The 13931-nt window shown below is 71.1% G+C and carries 11 protein-coding genes; 5 read left to right on the top strand and 6 right to left on the bottom strand.

Features of this window, described 5'->3' with window-relative positions; translation table 11 throughout:
- Positions 1-5 precede the first annotated feature (5 nt).
- The 5 genes from RWE79_RS35110 to RWE79_RS35090 all read left to right on the top strand — a co-directional run bounded on the left by RWE79_RS35110 (position 6) and on the right by RWE79_RS35090 (position 5680).
- On the top strand, positions 6-1385 hold the full coding sequence (locus RWE79_RS35110; protein WP_475944142.1) for an FAD-binding oxidoreductase: 1380 nt from the start codon (positions 6-8) through the stop codon (positions 1383-1385).
- A 3-nt stretch (positions 1386-1388) separates the two neighbouring features.
- Entirely contained in the window at positions 1389-2354 is a 966-nt protein-coding gene (locus RWE79_RS35105; RefSeq protein WP_475944140.1) for a fumarylacetoacetate hydrolase family protein, read from the top strand.
- Between the two features lie 212 nt (positions 2355-2566).
- Positions 2567-3553 (top strand): LysR family transcriptional regulator, encoded by a 987-nt coding sequence (locus RWE79_RS35100; RefSeq protein ID WP_475944138.1) that lies wholly within the window; start codon positions 2567-2569, stop codon positions 3551-3553.
- A 149-nt stretch (positions 3554-3702) separates the two neighbouring features.
- Entirely contained in the window at positions 3703-4494 is a 792-nt protein-coding gene (locus RWE79_RS35095) for an SDR family NAD(P)-dependent oxidoreductase (RefSeq protein WP_475944136.1), read from the top strand.
- A gap of 139 nt (positions 4495-4633) precedes the next feature.
- Positions 4634-5680, top strand: a complete 1047-nt coding sequence (locus RWE79_RS35090; protein ID WP_475944134.1) for a formylglycine-generating enzyme family protein — start codon at positions 4634-4636, stop codon at positions 5678-5680.
- Between the two features lie 61 nt (positions 5681-5741).
- Here RWE79_RS35090 and RWE79_RS35085 read toward each other — a convergent pair whose 3' ends face one another.
- The 6 genes from RWE79_RS35085 to RWE79_RS35060 all read right to left on the bottom strand — a co-directional run bounded on the left by RWE79_RS35085 (position 5742) and on the right by RWE79_RS35060 (position 13925).
- Positions 5742-7277, bottom strand: a complete 1536-nt coding sequence (locus RWE79_RS35085) for an MFS transporter (protein WP_475944132.1) — start codon at positions 7275-7277, stop codon at positions 5742-5744.
- Positions 7278-7324: 47 nt separating this feature from the next.
- Positions 7325-7759 carry a VOC family protein gene (locus RWE79_RS35080; RefSeq protein WP_475944130.1) on the bottom strand — a complete coding sequence of 145 codons (435 nt, stop codon included), beginning with the start codon at positions 7757-7759 and terminating at the stop codon, positions 7325-7327.
- A 1-nt stretch (position 7760) separates the two neighbouring features.
- Entirely contained in the window at positions 7761-8531 is a 771-nt protein-coding gene (locus RWE79_RS35075; protein WP_475944128.1) for an SDR family NAD(P)-dependent oxidoreductase, read from the bottom strand.
- A 144-nt stretch (positions 8532-8675) separates the two neighbouring features.
- The gene (locus RWE79_RS35070; protein WP_475944127.1) at positions 8676-9401 is read right to left on the bottom strand and encodes an NUDIX hydrolase; all 726 of its coding nucleotides are present in this window, start codon (positions 9399-9401) and stop codon (positions 8676-8678) included.
- A 117-nt stretch (positions 9402-9518) separates the two neighbouring features.
- On the bottom strand, positions 9519-12458 hold the full coding sequence (locus tag RWE79_RS35065) for a hypothetical protein (protein ID WP_475944125.1): 2940 nt from the start codon (positions 12456-12458) through the stop codon (positions 9519-9521).
- Between the two features lie 30 nt (positions 12459-12488).
- A complete protein-coding gene (locus tag RWE79_RS35060) occupies positions 12489-13925 on the bottom strand; it encodes a hypothetical protein (RefSeq protein WP_475944123.1) in 1437 nt (478 codons plus the stop codon).
- Positions 13926-13931: the final 6 nt, after the last annotated feature.

Genomic DNA, 13931 nt, shown 5'->3' with positions numbered 1-13931 from the left:
GAGCCATGAACCGATTCACAGGCCGTCTGCACCTTCCGGGCCAGGACGGATACGAGGAAGCCCGCATCGGCCGGGTGTTCAACGCCCGGCGCCCCGGCCGCCGTCCGGCCGCCGTCCTGGAGGCCGTCTGCGAGCAGGACGTGGTCGAGGGCGTACGGCTGGCGCGGGAGCGCGGCTGGCAGGTCGCGGTGCGCTCCGGCGGACACAGCTGGGCCGCGTGGAGCGTGCGCGACGAGGCGCTGCTGATCGACCTCGGCGGCCTCCGCGAGCTGTCGTACGATCCGGCGACCGAGATCGTCACCGCCACGCCCTCGGTCAAGGGCGGTGACGAACTCAACCCGTACCTGGGGCAGTTCGGCCGTTTCTTCAACGGCGGACACTGCCCGTCGGTCGGCATCGGCGGCTTCCTCCTCCAGGGCGGTCAGGGCTGGAACGCCCGGGGCTGGGGCTGGGCGGCGGAGAACATCACCGCCATCGACGTCGTCACGGCCGACGGCGAGCTGGTCCGGGCCGACGCCACCCGCAACAGCGACCTGTTCTGGGCGGCCCGGGGGGCCGGCCCCGGCTTCTTCGGCGTCGTGACCCGCTTCCATCTGCGTACGAGGCCGCTGCCCGAGCACCTGGCGCACACCGTGCACGCCTATCCGCTGGACCTCTTCGACGAGGTCATGACCTGGCTGCACAACACCCACCACACGGTCAGCGACCTGGTCGAGATCGTCGCCGTCACCCAAACCCCACCCGAGCCGCTTCCAGGTCACGACGGCGGCGCGATCCTGCTGGTCACCGGCGTGTCGATGACCGACACCCCGGAGCAGGCCGCCGAGGCCCTGGCCCCGCTGCACGCCAACCCGTACGCCGACCGGGCGCTGCTGCGCATCGAGGCGCAGCCGACCACCCTGGCCGAGCAGCTCCACAACCAGCGCACCGCCAACCCCGAGGGCCACCGCTACCTGGTCGACAACGCCTGGCTGACCGGCACCGCCGAGGAGGTCGTCCCGGCGATGCGCAAGGCGTTCACCGACCACCCGACGCCGCGGACCTTCACCATCTGGTTCAGCATGGCGCCGCTGCGCGAGCTGCCCGACATGGCCTTCTCGATGCAGAGCGAGATCTACTGCGCCACCTATGTGGTCTACGACGACCAATCCAGGGACGCCGAACACCGCGCCTGGCTCAACGAGGCCATGTCCGACCTCCAGCCGGTGACCGCCGGCCAGTATCTCGGCGACTCCGACTTCACCAACCGCCAGCTGCGCTTCATGGGCGACCAGCAGTGGGCCCGCCTGCGGGCCATCCGCGCCGAGCGTGACCCGGAGGGCCTGTTCGCCGGATACCTCACGGCGGACGAGCCGCCCACGAACACCAATCACTGGGAGCGATAGAGCATGCGTTTCGCCACGTACGAGCACCAGGGCGCCGAGCGGGCCGGTGTGGTCCTCGAAGACCGCATCCACCCGCTGCCCGCCGGCGTCACCCTGCTGTCGCTGATCCAGGAGGGCGGTGACGCGCTGCGCGAGGAGGGCATCCGCGCTCTGGCGGGCACCGGCACCGTCGCCCTGGCGGATGTGAAGCTGCTGCCGCCGATCCCCACTCCGCCGAGCATCCGTGACTTCGTGGGTTTCGAGGCCCATATCGAGGGTGTCTCCAAGAGCCTGGACGGCCTGGAGCACGTCCCCGAGGTCTGGTACCGGGCGCCGGCCTTCTACTTCACCAATCCGCACGCCTGCCACGGCGCGTACGACGACGTCGCGGTGCCGGAGAACTGCCGGGTGCTGGACTTCGAGATCGAGGTCGCCGCGGTGATCGGCCGCCCGGGCCGGGACCTCACGCCCGGGCAGGCCCGCGAGCACATCATCGGCTACATGGTCTTCAACGACTGGTCGGCCCGCGATCTCCAGAAGCCCGAACGGGAACTGGGCCTGGGCTTCTCCAAGGGCAAGGACTTCGCCAACACGCTCGGCCCCTGGCTGGTCACCGCCGACGAGCTGGAGCACCGGCGGGACGGCGACGGCTACCTGGACCTGGAGATGACGGTGACCCTCAACGGCACCCTCATCGGCCGTGACACCCTCGCCAACGCCTCCTGGACCTTCGACGAGATGGTCGCCTACGCCTCGCGCGGCGCCTGGGTGCGCCCCGGCGACCTGCTCGGCTCGGGCACCTGCGGCTGGGGCGCGCTGGCCGAGCACTGGGGCCGCAACGGGGAACGCACCCCGCCGCCGCTGCGGCCGGGCGACCAGGTCACCCTGACCGTCGAGGGGATCGGCACCATCAGCAACCGCGTCGTCCCGGGCAACGGCGACCACCCGCTGCCCGTGGCCCGCAAGCGGGGCCGCACCCCGCGACCCTGACAGCCGCCCGACCCCGTGACCCCTGGGCCCTGTGGGGCTCAGGGGTCACGTGTGCCTGCCCGGGGCGGGGCACGATCCACCGGCGTGATGGCTGGCATCGGTTCTGCGGCCGCATTCTGAGAAAGTCCTTTCGACTCTTCCTCGCCCTGCTAATTCATCGTTACGCTCACGTTTCATCGAAATGAAACGTGAGCGGCCGGAGGAGCGAATCCATGGGTCTCGGAGCGATCGACCTGAATCTGCTGGTTGCCCTGGAGGCCCTTCTCGAAGACCGGAATGTCACGCACGCCGGCGTCCGGCTTTCCACCAGCCAGTCCGCCATGAGCGGTTCGCTGGCCCGGCTGCGTCGTCATTTCAACGACGAACTGCTGGTCCGGGTCGGCCGCAACTACGAACTCACCCCGCTCGCCGAGCGGTTGCTGCCGGTCGTCCAGGACACCCTGCGCAAGGCCGACGAGGCGCTTTCGCTGACCCGGCAGTTCGATCCCTCGCGCAGCCGCCAGCGTTTCTCGGTGGTGATGTCGGACTACGCGATGACGGTCTTCGTCGAGCCGCTGCTGCGCGTGCTGGCCGAGGAGGCCCCGGGCGTGCGGATCGACTTCCATCCGCTGGTGCACGGCGAGCCGGAGAACGAGACGCATCTGCGCTGCCATGACGTGATGGTGGTGCCGCTCGGCTACAGCCTGCCCGGGATCAGCGAGACGGTGATGCACGACCGCTTCGTGTGCATCGTGGACCGCAACAACCCCAGGGTCAGGGACGGCCGCCTCACGCTGCGCGACCTGGCCGAGATGCCGCACGCGGTGGCCGGCTTCGGCAAGAGCCCGACCCCGGCCGGGCGCCAGCTGGAGACCCTGGGCATCACCCCGCAGGTGCAGGTCAGCACGCCCGGCTTCAGCGTGCTGCCGTTCCTGGTCGCCGGCACCGACCTGGTCGCCCTGGTGCCCGAGCGGCTCGCCACCCGCTACACGCCGTTCGTCGGGTGCCTGTCGGTGCCGACGCCGTTCCCCGACGTACCGCTCATCGAGGCGCTGTACTGGCACCACAACCGCCACACCGACCCCGGTCACCGCTGGCTTCGGGAGACGATCCGCCGGGTCGGCGCCCAGCTGGACGACAGCGCCTCCGCCAGGCCCGGTGCCGGGATCCGGGACGACGACGCCTCGGTCCTGCCGTTCACCCGGGCCGCTTCCGGCTGACGGCCTGATGACCTGACGGCCTGATGACCCGGTGGCCCGGTGGCCCGGTGGCCCGGTGGCCTGATGGCAGCCATACCGAGCGCGCGTTTCCCCCGGTGAACCGGTGCACCTAGCGTCGTCCGTGAGGACGCCGAACGCTGGAGGGAAACGTGAGCCGCAATCGCCTGCTGGGCAGGACCGTCGTCATCACCGGGGCCGCCCAGGGCCAGGGAGCGGCGGAGGTGGAGGCCGCGGCCCGCGAGGGGGCCACGGTCGTCGCCACCGATCTGCTCGACGAGGCCGGGGAGAAGCTCGCCGAAGGGCTGCGCGCCGAGGGTCTGGACGTCCACTTCCGCCACCTCGACGTGGCCCGCGAGGACCAGTGGCAGGCCCTGGCCGACTGGCTCACGCGGGAGGGTCACGCCCCGCTGCACGGTCTGGTCAACAACGCGGGCATCCCCATGCGGGCCCGGCTGGGCTCGGTCGCGCTGGACGACTGGAACCGGGCCTTCGCCGTGAACACCACCGGCCCGATGCTCGGCATGCAGGCCCTGGTGCCCCTCATGACCGCGCCGGAGGGCGGCTCGGTCGTCAACATCGGTTCCGTAGCCGGTCTCACCGCCCATCACGCGGTGGCGTACACCGCCAGCAAGTGGGCGCTGCGCGGGCTGTCGAAGGTGGCCGCGCTGGAGCTGGGCGGGAAGGGGATCCGGGTCAACCTCGTCCATCCCGGGTTCATCGAGACCCCGCTGATGGCCACCGCCAACCCGGTGTTCCAGCGGGCGCACCTGGACATGACCCCCCAGGGCCGGGCCGGCACCCCGGACGAGGTCGCGCCGCTGGTGGTCTATCTGCTCTCCGACGAGGCGTCGTACGTCAACGGCGCCGAGATCACCGTGGACGGCGGCTACTCGGCGCACGGCGGCGTCAAGCACATCACCAACGCCCTCGACGCGTCGTAGTCCGCTCCCACCTGCTGTCGACAGGGAACCGCATTTGAGAATCCCAGGACTCTCACAGCTCACAAACTGTCGACACAACAGCGTTCTTGATGGACCATCAGCTCATGCGTGCACCAGGACTCACCCCCGAGGAGCCGACATGGGCGCCACCGGCCGGACCGACGCGTCGACCAGCACAGGACCGAGCAGGAGAAGGCTGCTCGGCCTCGCCGGAGCCGGCGCGGCCGGGCTGTCGGGGATCGCGGTGGCCGTCGGCGCCACCCCCGCGTCGGCGGCGACCACGGTCGCGGGACAGTCACTCGTCCCGGTTCCCGCCAACCCCTCCTTCGTCTTCGCCGCCGATCTGTCCAACGCCCGGGGCGCGGGCGAGGCCTCCCCCGTCACCTCCGCCTACTGGCTGGGCACGTACGAGGTCACCAACGCCCAGTACCTGACGTTCCTGGCCGCCACCGAACGGAGCGCGCCCTCCTACTGGAGCGAGGCAGGTTATCCCTCCGGCAAGGCCGACCACCCGGTGCTGCTGGTGTCCCTCGCGGACGCCACGGCCTACTGCGCCTGGCTGACCGCGCAGACCACCGGCTGGACCTTCCGGCTCCCCACCGAGGCCGAGTGGGAGAACGCCGCCGCCGGGCCGCAGTCCCTGACCTACCCCTGGGGCAACAGCTCCGGTACGAGCTATACGGCTCCCACCCTGACCTGCGACTACAACTACAACGCGGTGTGCGCGGCCTACTACCTCGCCGAGCACGGCCCGGAACAGGCCACCTACACCGACCCCGGCTCCACGCTGTACGGGCTCAGCTTCCCGATCTCCGACATCGTCTCCGTCGGCAGCACCGGGAACATCGCCGGCTGGAACAGCTTCGCCACCCGCACCGGCTTCATCTACACCGACGTCTACGACGAACTGACCGGCACCGGCGGCTACACCACCCCCGTGAGCACCTACCCCGGCGGTGTCAGCCCCTACGGCGTCCAGGACATGTCCGGCAACTGCTGGGAGTGGACGACGAGCCTGATCACCGCGACCAACGGCGGCGAGGCCGGCCGGCAGGTCAACGCGATCAGGGGTGGCTCCTGGTACGCCAACGGCAACAGCTGCACCGCGAAATACCGCGGCGAGGGACGGACCGGCAGCGGCTACTACCCGACCGTGGGCCTGCGGGTCGCCGCCACCGCGACCTGACCCCCCGGCCGCCTCGGGCAGCAGCCGCCTCGGGCAGGAGCCGCCTCGGGCGAGGGCCGGCTCAGGCGAGGGCCGGCTCCTCCACCGGGCGGCTCCCGGCCGTCTCGGGAGCCGCCGTGGAACGGACCACGGACAGCACGATGGCGGCGCCGACCAGCGAGGCGACACCGCAGATCGTGACGCCGACCGCGAGGCCGTGCTCCAGGGCGTCACGGGCCGCGAGCTGGGCGGCCGCCCCCGCGGCCGGGACGTTGACGACGGCCAGCGGACCGCCGGCGGCGTTGATCGCGGCGGCGGCGCCCGACAGCTTGCCGATCAGCGCGTCCCCGGCCAGCCCCATCGCCACCGAGCTGATGACCGCCGGGCCGAGCGCCTGGCCGAACTCCCGGACCAGGCTGGTGGCTCCACTGGCCATCCCGGTCAGCTCCGGCGGGACCGAGTTGACAGCGGCCGCGGTGAGCGAGCTGATCACGAAGATGAAGCCGACACCGAGCAGCAGCACCGGCCCGAGGAACGCGGCCAGCGAGGTGGTGGTGATGGGCAGCGCGGCCAGCCAGAACTGCCCGGCCGCCATCGGCAGCAGCCCGGCCAGCAGCAGCCGGCGCGGGCTGACCCCGCCGAGCAGCCGGCTCAGCACCGGCGCCATGAGCAGCGGGATCAGCTGGAGGACGACGAACGGCATCCCCGCCGCGAGGGCGTTCAGGTGCATCACCGCGCCGAGCCGGATGCTGACGCAGTAGGCGGTGCCGATGAAGCCCAGCATGCCGACCAGCGCGACCCCGGCGGCACCGGCGAAGGACGGGATCCGCAGCAGGGACAGGTTCATCATCGGGGTCCTGGAGCGCAGCTCCACCAGGACGAAGGCGGCCAGGGCCAGGACTCCGACGACGAAGCAGCCCACGATGGGAACGGAGCCCCAGCCCAGGTCACCGCCCTCGATGATGGCCCACAGCAGGGCGGTGAGCGCCACCGCGACAGTGATCTGGCCGGGCCAGTCCAGCGACCGGCCCTCCGGCGCCCGCGAGTCGGTGACGTACCTGAGGCAGACCACCGACGAGATGACGCCGATCACCGCCGCGGGCACGAAGGCGTAACGCCAGTCCGCGTACGTGCCCAGGATGCCGGACTGCAAGGGGCCGATCGCGGAGGCCAGCGAGATGCTCAGCGCCCAGGTCGACAGGGCCCTGGCCCGTTCCTTCGTGTCGGGCGTGGCGGCGGCGAGCACCGCCAGCGTGGACGGGAACAGCGCGGCGGCGCCGACACCGGCGATGGCCTGGCCGATCCAGAGCGACTGGATGTTCTGGGCGGTGGCGTCGACCAGCTCGCCGACGGCGAGGATCAGGCCTCCCAGGACGAGCAGCCGCTTACGTCCGAACAGGTCGCCGACGACACCGAAGTTCAGCTCCAGGATCGCCGTCGGCAGGATGAACGCGGAGGTGACCCAGGCGACCTGGGAGCCGGAGGAGCCGAACGCCGCTGTGATGTCGCCGTTGATCGGCGAGGGGATGGTGATGCACATCTGGGCGATGGCCACTGCCAGACAGCACGCCATGAGCGTGCTCCGGTCCAGGACAGGCGTCTTTGCCGGGGTCGACACGATGGTTCCCTTCACTGGTGCGGTGGTGCTGCGTCGCCGGGGGCGTCCTACGGGGCGCTCTCGATGAGCTCGATGAGATTGCCCTCGGGGTCGCTGACCCAGGCGAAGCGGTAGCCGGGCTGCGGGGAGGGGCCCGGCTTCATGACCTCGCCCGCCCCGTGGGCCAGCAACTGTTCGTAGACCGGGTCGAGTTCGGGGACGTTGACGGCGAAGTGGCCGTAGCCCTCGGTCAGGGCCGCCGCCAGCGGATTCGCGGCCCGCAGGCCGGCCACCGATCCCGGCCTGGCCAGCAGTTCGACGCGCCAGCCGTGCTCGATGTTCTCCAGGACCACGGCGGACAGCCCCGGGCCCTCCAGGGTGAACTCGAAGTACGTGCGCAGCCCGAAGGCCTCGCTGTACCAGGCGGTCGCGGCCGCCAGGTCGCGGACGTTGACGCCGACGTGGTCGAAGCGGGCGGAGCGCGCGTGCGGTGCGTCGGTCATGTCAGCCCGCCATCGCGCTGTCGCCGCCGTCGACCATGAGGTTGGCGCCGTTGACGAAGGCCGCCTCATCGGAGCAGAGGAAGGCAGCCGCCCGGGCGATGTCCTCGGGCTGTCCCACCCGGCCGACCGGAATCCGTGCCTCCAGGGCCGCCCTGGGCCCGTCGGGGTCGTCCAGGAACGGCGCGGTGGCCGAGGTGCGCGTCATACCGGGGGCCACGGTGTTGACCCGGATGCCGTGCTCGGCACCGGCCGCGCACATGTGCAGGCTCATCGCCAGCACGCCGCCCTTGGCCGCGCCGTGCGGCACCATCGGCATGAAGGGGGCGCCGCGGACGGCGGCCACGGAGGCGACGTTCAGGACGGCGCCACCGCCGCGGGCGATCAGATGCGGCCAGGCCGCCTGGGTGCAGAAGTAGGGGATGTCCAGTTCGTTCTTGATCGTGAAGTACCAGTCCTCGGCCGGCATGGTCTCGAAGGGACCGTTGCGCAGCGCGGAGGCGTTGTTGTAAAGGATGTCGATGCCGCCGAAGGCCTCGACGCCCGCCTCGATCCACTCCTTGGCGCCCTCGGGCGTGGACAGGTCGACCGGGGACAGGGAGCGCATCCGCCCGCCCGCCTTCTCCACCAGCGCCACCGTCTCGGCATCGGCCCCGGGATTGATGTCGCACCCGAAAACGGTGGCCCCCTCAGCGGCGAACACCTGCGCCGCGGCCCTGCCGATTCCCGCTCCGGTACCGCTGATGAAAGCGATCTTCCCGGTCAGCCGTCCCATGCCGTGCCCTTCGGTCGTCCCGCCGCAGCCTGCGGCGCGACTGCAGCGTAGATTCGCCGCCATCGGCCGGACAAGGTTCCGCGGCGCGAAGGGCCATCACGGCTTCGCATGGCTGGTATGCGACGGCGGGCGCCGGAACGGTGGTCACAGGTGGCGGCGGGCCCTGGCGTGGGCGAGGGCCGCGAGCGTGAACGAGTCGGTGATCCCACCGTCCAGGAGCATCTGCTCAAGCTCTTCCGGTCCGACCGCCCTGACCTCGCCGATTCCCTCGGTCGTGGCGCCTTCGGACGGGGTGAGCCGGAACTCGTCCTCATCGAGACGGGCCAGGTACAGCTCGGTACGGGCCGCGGCCATCCCGGTGTCGGCTTCCATCGCGCCGAGGTGGATCAGTTCCCGTGCCGGGCAGCCGAGCTCCTCCTCGGCCTCACGGCGGGCCGTGACATCGCCCTGCTCCCCGGGCTCCCCGAACCCTCGTGGTACCTCCCAGTGCCACTGCCGGTCCGCGTGCCGGAAGTGACGTACGAGAACGATCCGGCCGTCGCTCAGAACCGGCAGGATCGCGGCTCCGACCCCGTCGGACGAGGGGCAGACGCGCACATAGGCGCCCGGCACCCCGGACGGGAACAGCACGGCGTCGCGGACCACCGTCACATAGCGGTCCTGGTAGATGACTCCGATGTCGCCGAATTCCTCGGGAAGTCCTTGCGCGCGTGCCATCTCCGCCGAGGCATCGGCGACGTCGTTCTGGCTCTTCGCGTCGAGCAGGATGCGGAACGGTGCGTCATCCGGGTTGGAGAACAGATGGGGCCTGTCGGCCAGCAGTTTCTCGTAAGCGGCCAAACGGTGGGCTCGGCGTTCTGAAGTGTCCACGTTCAGTCCCTCCTGCGGCGGCTGGGGCGTCACCGTGCTGGCTCCGCCGGGTCGAATCTACCCACGAGCCGGCCTGGATCAAGCAGTTCCGCCGTAGCGCGCCGGACACCGTGCGTGTCAGCGTCCGGATTCGGGCGCCCGGCGTTCCCCGGTCCGCGTCCGGCACAGGCGCAGGTCCGCGGAACAGTACGCGGTATAGGCCAGACCCATGACGTTGCCCTTGCCGAGCAGGTCCAGGCGCATGCGGCGGAGGGCCTCTCCTGCCCCGGGGAGGTCCGGGCCGGCGAAGTGCCGGAAGAAGCTCTCCGCGGCTTCGGCGGCGACGTTCTGATGCAGCATGACCTCGGTTCCGATGACCCCGGCGCTCCGGACCTGGCTGAAGGCGTCGACGAAGGAGACCAGGGCATCCGGCGAGATCTCCACCGTGTGGCAGCCGTTGATGACCACCAGGGGCGCTGTCACCCGCCAGTGGTCCTCCCGGGGCGTCCACAGGGTCTCGTCCCAGGTGGTGATCTGGTGCGTGCTGATCTCGTCGTACTCGCCGATCTCGACCACGGGTCCGATGTACTGGTCGCGCCGCGACTGGCGCAGCCCATGGCAGTAGAAGTAGACGAGTTGCAGGTCGGATCTGGCCAGTGCCTCGCCGAACCGCGCGGCGGAGGTGTACTGGTCGACGGCGAAGTCGCGGAGCCGGTCGGTCAGTCGGCCGAGGTGGGCGTCGACCGCTCCGTGGTCCAGGTCGCGGCTCGACGTGCGTCCGACCACCATGCCGGCGCTGTCTCCGACCGGGATCTCAAGTCGGATCGGGATGTCCGCGTGCGCCGAGGGCGGGACTTCGACGATGTGTCTGAGTCCCCAGAAGCCATAGGGGCACAGGGTGTTCACCCGGTGGCGGGAACGGTGCGGACAGGCGTGCGGATATCCCGCCTCGATGACGTCCTGGCGCCAGCGCTCGATGACCGGACAGGGGTCGTACCAGTCACTGTCCTCGGTGCCCGGGGGCGGGTCGTCGAGCGGCAGGTCGTACACTCCGGCCCACGGGAAGACATAGGCGGAGTTGCGAATACGGGCGATCTGGATGACGGAGGGCTCGTCGCCGGGGCCGAGCAGGGGCAGCAGGGGCCCGGCCGTCGCGCGCAGGCTGCCGCGCAGGGTCCGTCCCAGAACGGCCAGGCGGACCAGATCGCCGAGATACCCTCGCGGTTCCCTGCTGTTGTCCGGTGCGTAGGCGTTGACCGCGCGCCCGCCCCGCTGTTCCAGGTGGGCCTTCAGCAGGACATCGCGGAAGGCACCCATCGCCTGCCTGAGCTGGCCCTCGCCGGTGAGCATCCGGATTCCGTCCCCGGGGCCTCCCTTCCAGAAGATCCGGCACGTCCCGTCGTCCGCCTGGTACGTGACGACGCTGAGCGTCCGGGGAGTCCTGGCGGCGATGTCCGCGAGGTCCAGGGAGTCCGTGTAGTCCGCCGCGCCGTGCAGCACGGGCACCGTCGACGGGGCCGCGGTCCCGTCACCGGTACCGGTTGTCACGACGAACCGGAAGGACTGCAGCAGGTGATCCCGGTGGTAGACGCCCAGGCGCAGACCGCCCGTTCCGGGAGTGTCGGCGGAACGCAGCCGCAGCAGGACGTGGGGACCGCGGTCGGAGGGGTGACAACGATGAGGGTGAGTCCCCGGCGTACAGGGGCAGTTCCACGCCTCCCCTTGCAGGGGGAGGAAGAGGTCGGCGGGGGTGGGGTCCACCTTGAGGTCGTCGCTGGCCACGGCGACCTCAAGCCAGTGACCCTCGGTGGTCGGCGGGAGCACCTCGTACGGCAGGGGCGCCGGCCGGTCGAGCAGTGAGCCCGCGTCCACCGGGCCGATGCCGACACGGAGCAGGTAGTCGGTGCCCGGGTTCAGCGGCCGGAACCGGTCCACGGGGGTCGTGGGACCGTGCCGCCTGACGATGTCGGCGTTGACGTACCTGGCCGTGTCCGTCGGTGGGCTCTCGGCGGACAACGGGATCTGTCCGCCGCCGCCGTGGCCGGAGCCGGGCGACTGCCAGGAAGGCGCCGGCTCACCGGGGGCGGCGAACTCGTCGGCCCCCGTGTACGGCAGCCAGTCCGGGGACGGCTTCCGCCGGCCCCGCTGGAGGGTGTGCTGGGCGATGACGCGGTCGGTGGCCTGCCCGCAGATCTCGGCCAGGGCGGCCGGCCCGGTCCCTTCCGCGGCGTGCTCCAGCGCGGTCACCACGGGGTGGGCCGCGGCCAGTTCGGCACGCGCGGACGGCCAGGGCACCGGGGCGGTCAGGGAGAGTTCGCGCAGCCGCTCGCCCCACGGATCGAGTACCTGCCCGGCGATGTCCCGCAGGCGCGAGCGTTGTTCCTCGTCCAGGTAGGGCGCGATGCGGGCCGCGACCGCCACCGCGTACCACTCGGCCTCTGCGGCCAGCGCGTCCTCGACGAGTGCCAGTGCCAGCCCGGCCCGCTCTCCGCCGTGTCCGCCCGGCGGATCGAGACACGGCAGCAGGTACGCCGCCTCGCTGTTGATGAGCGCTCCGTGCCGTTCGGCGCGACCGGTGAGCAGGGCCGCCAGGAGCGAGAGGTTGGCCAGAGGCGGGACGCCGCCGGGAGCGGCTTCGGCGAGGGCACGCAGACGGCGCCACGCGCTGTCGTCAGGACTCCCGGTCCCGGCCGCGGGTTCGGCGGCGGACGGTGCCTGACGTGAGACGGGCGGCCGGGAGGCGAGCGCCCGGTAGACCAGGACGTCCGGGCGGTCCCACGGGGCGCCCGGCGCGAGGGAGCACCCGGCGCCGAGATGGCCGGCGAGCGCGGGCAGCGCCTCGACGAGCGCGGCGAGCTCCGGGGTGCCGTGGACGCGGTCGGCGAGTACCTCGGCGACCGCGTCGGCGATCGGTGGCCATCCCGGGTTCACTGTGGCCGCCAGGCCGGCGGCGGCCTGCGCCAGCCTCGGCAGATCCGCGGGGTCGGCGTGCCGCGCCAGCCAGGGCAGCAGGGTCGGCTCGGGCGCCCCGGGACGCCGGGGCGAGTACAACAGGTCCTTGACGGCTTGCGCGTTCACTGGTCGTCCCACCCGGTAGAAGGAGCACGGTCATTCGGCGATGGCGGTGGCCATGCTCGAAAGGTGCTCGCCGACAGCGAGGGCGTTCGCGAGTACGTGGGGCGGAAGGGCGTTCAGTCCCATCGCCTGCGCGTACTCGGTCCCGCCGTGACGGATCCCCACCGCCAGGCTCCCGTCGTCGTCGCGCAGTGTGTCCGGCAGGAAGTTCTGCAGTGTCTCCACATGCGCCGCCCATGCCTCGCGCAGAGCGCCGTCGTCCACCGGGTTGTTGCGCGGCGCGGCGGCGGGCAGCAGGGCGTTCTTCGTCCGCCCCTTGTCCACCGTTTCCAGCAGCCCGTTCAGCCGGGTGCAGCTCTGCTGCCACGACGGCCAGCGGTCGTGGTCGGCGACGAGGGCCCAGTACGTGGTGAACAGCTGCCGCAGCGCCGAGGCGGGCAGGCCGGTGAGGGTGTCCGCGGCGGTGAACACCCCGGACAGGGTGGGAGCGATGGCTTCGACCCGTCCCTCCGGCTGATCGGGCCGGCCACCGTGACGCCGGCGGCGGATGATCTCCATGGCCAGCGCGTTCACCTGCTTGAGCTGCTCCCGGTCGTCCGATCGCGGGACGGAGGACATGTAGCCGGACTGCGCCCTGGCCGAGTCTGCCAGGACGGCGTTGTACAGGGTGTCCACGAACTCGCGGATCTGTTCGTGTTCCCGCGAGTCGTCGCCGGAAGCCCGCAGCACCAGGTCGTGTGCCCAGCCACGCTTGCCGAGATCGACCAGAGTCCTCTGCCGGATGATCTCCTCCCGCATCCTCAGCGCGATGTCGGCGGGACAGCCGAGCTGGAGCGCGAGATCCCTCACCTCGTCGGCGCCCAGGTCCATGAAGTAGTCGAGGTAGTCCAGTAACTGGATGTGGGCGCTTCCTGACGCGAAGCCCGCGGCGGGGTTCCCGGCGTATTCGGCGAGCCGGATCAGGATCTCGAAGCGCTCGGCCAGCTTCGGGTGGTCCCTCTCCAGCCAGCCGGGAGTCCTGAGCGGTGTGCGCGGATCGCCGCCGGCGCTGGTGAGGACATCCGCCAGGTCGCGGCGGCCCTCGACGTCGTCATTGATCGGCCCCCATCCGGAGAGGTAGAACTTCGCGCCGGGTTCGACTCGCCGGAACTGCAGGGCGCAGGCCGACAGCAGGTTGTCGGCGCCGAACCACGACACGATGAACGGGCGGGCTTCAAGCAGGCGTTGACGGGCCGCGGGGTCCTTGGTCCGCTTGACGGTCTCGCTGTGGGTGGAGAGCACGGAGTCGACAAGCTCCAGCACGCTCACGGAGTCCATGCCGTAGCTGTTGTTGACGGAGAGGGAGTGACCGAGCAACAGATACAGCAGGGCTTCGGTCTGTGCCTGCGCGTGGTTGGGGTGGTGGCCGGAATCCTGGGATGTCGCCCTGGTCGAGTCGAAGGACTCCAGGAAGACCATTCGCTGGTACATCGTGCC

The sequence above is a fragment of the Streptomyces sp. RLA131 genome, from assembly GCF_056270125.1.
This window is presented reverse-complemented; position numbering and strand designations above follow the sequence as displayed.

Coding starts and splice junctions, on each gene's coding strand:
- RWE79_RS35060 (WP_475944123.1), bottom strand. CDS start 13,925: ATGTACCAGCGAATGGTCTTCCTGGAGTCCTTCGACTCGACCAGGGCG.
- RWE79_RS35100 (WP_475944138.1), top strand. CDS start 2,567: ATGGGTCTCGGAGCGATCGACCTGAATCTGCTGGTTGCCCTGGAGGCC.
- RWE79_RS35090 (WP_475944134.1), top strand. CDS start 4,634: ATGGGCGCCACCGGCCGGACCGACGCGTCGACCAGCACAGGACCGAGC.
- RWE79_RS35075 (WP_475944128.1), bottom strand. CDS start 8,531: ATGGGACGGCTGACCGGGAAGATCGCTTTCATCAGCGGTACCGGAGCG.
- RWE79_RS35105 (WP_475944140.1), top strand. CDS start 1,389: ATGCGTTTCGCCACGTACGAGCACCAGGGCGCCGAGCGGGCCGGTGTG.
- RWE79_RS35080 (WP_475944130.1), bottom strand. CDS start 7,759: ATGACCGACGCACCGCACGCGCGCTCCGCCCGCTTCGACCACGTCGGC.
- RWE79_RS35110 (WP_475944142.1), top strand. CDS start 6: ATGAACCGATTCACAGGCCGTCTGCACCTTCCGGGCCAGGACGGATAC.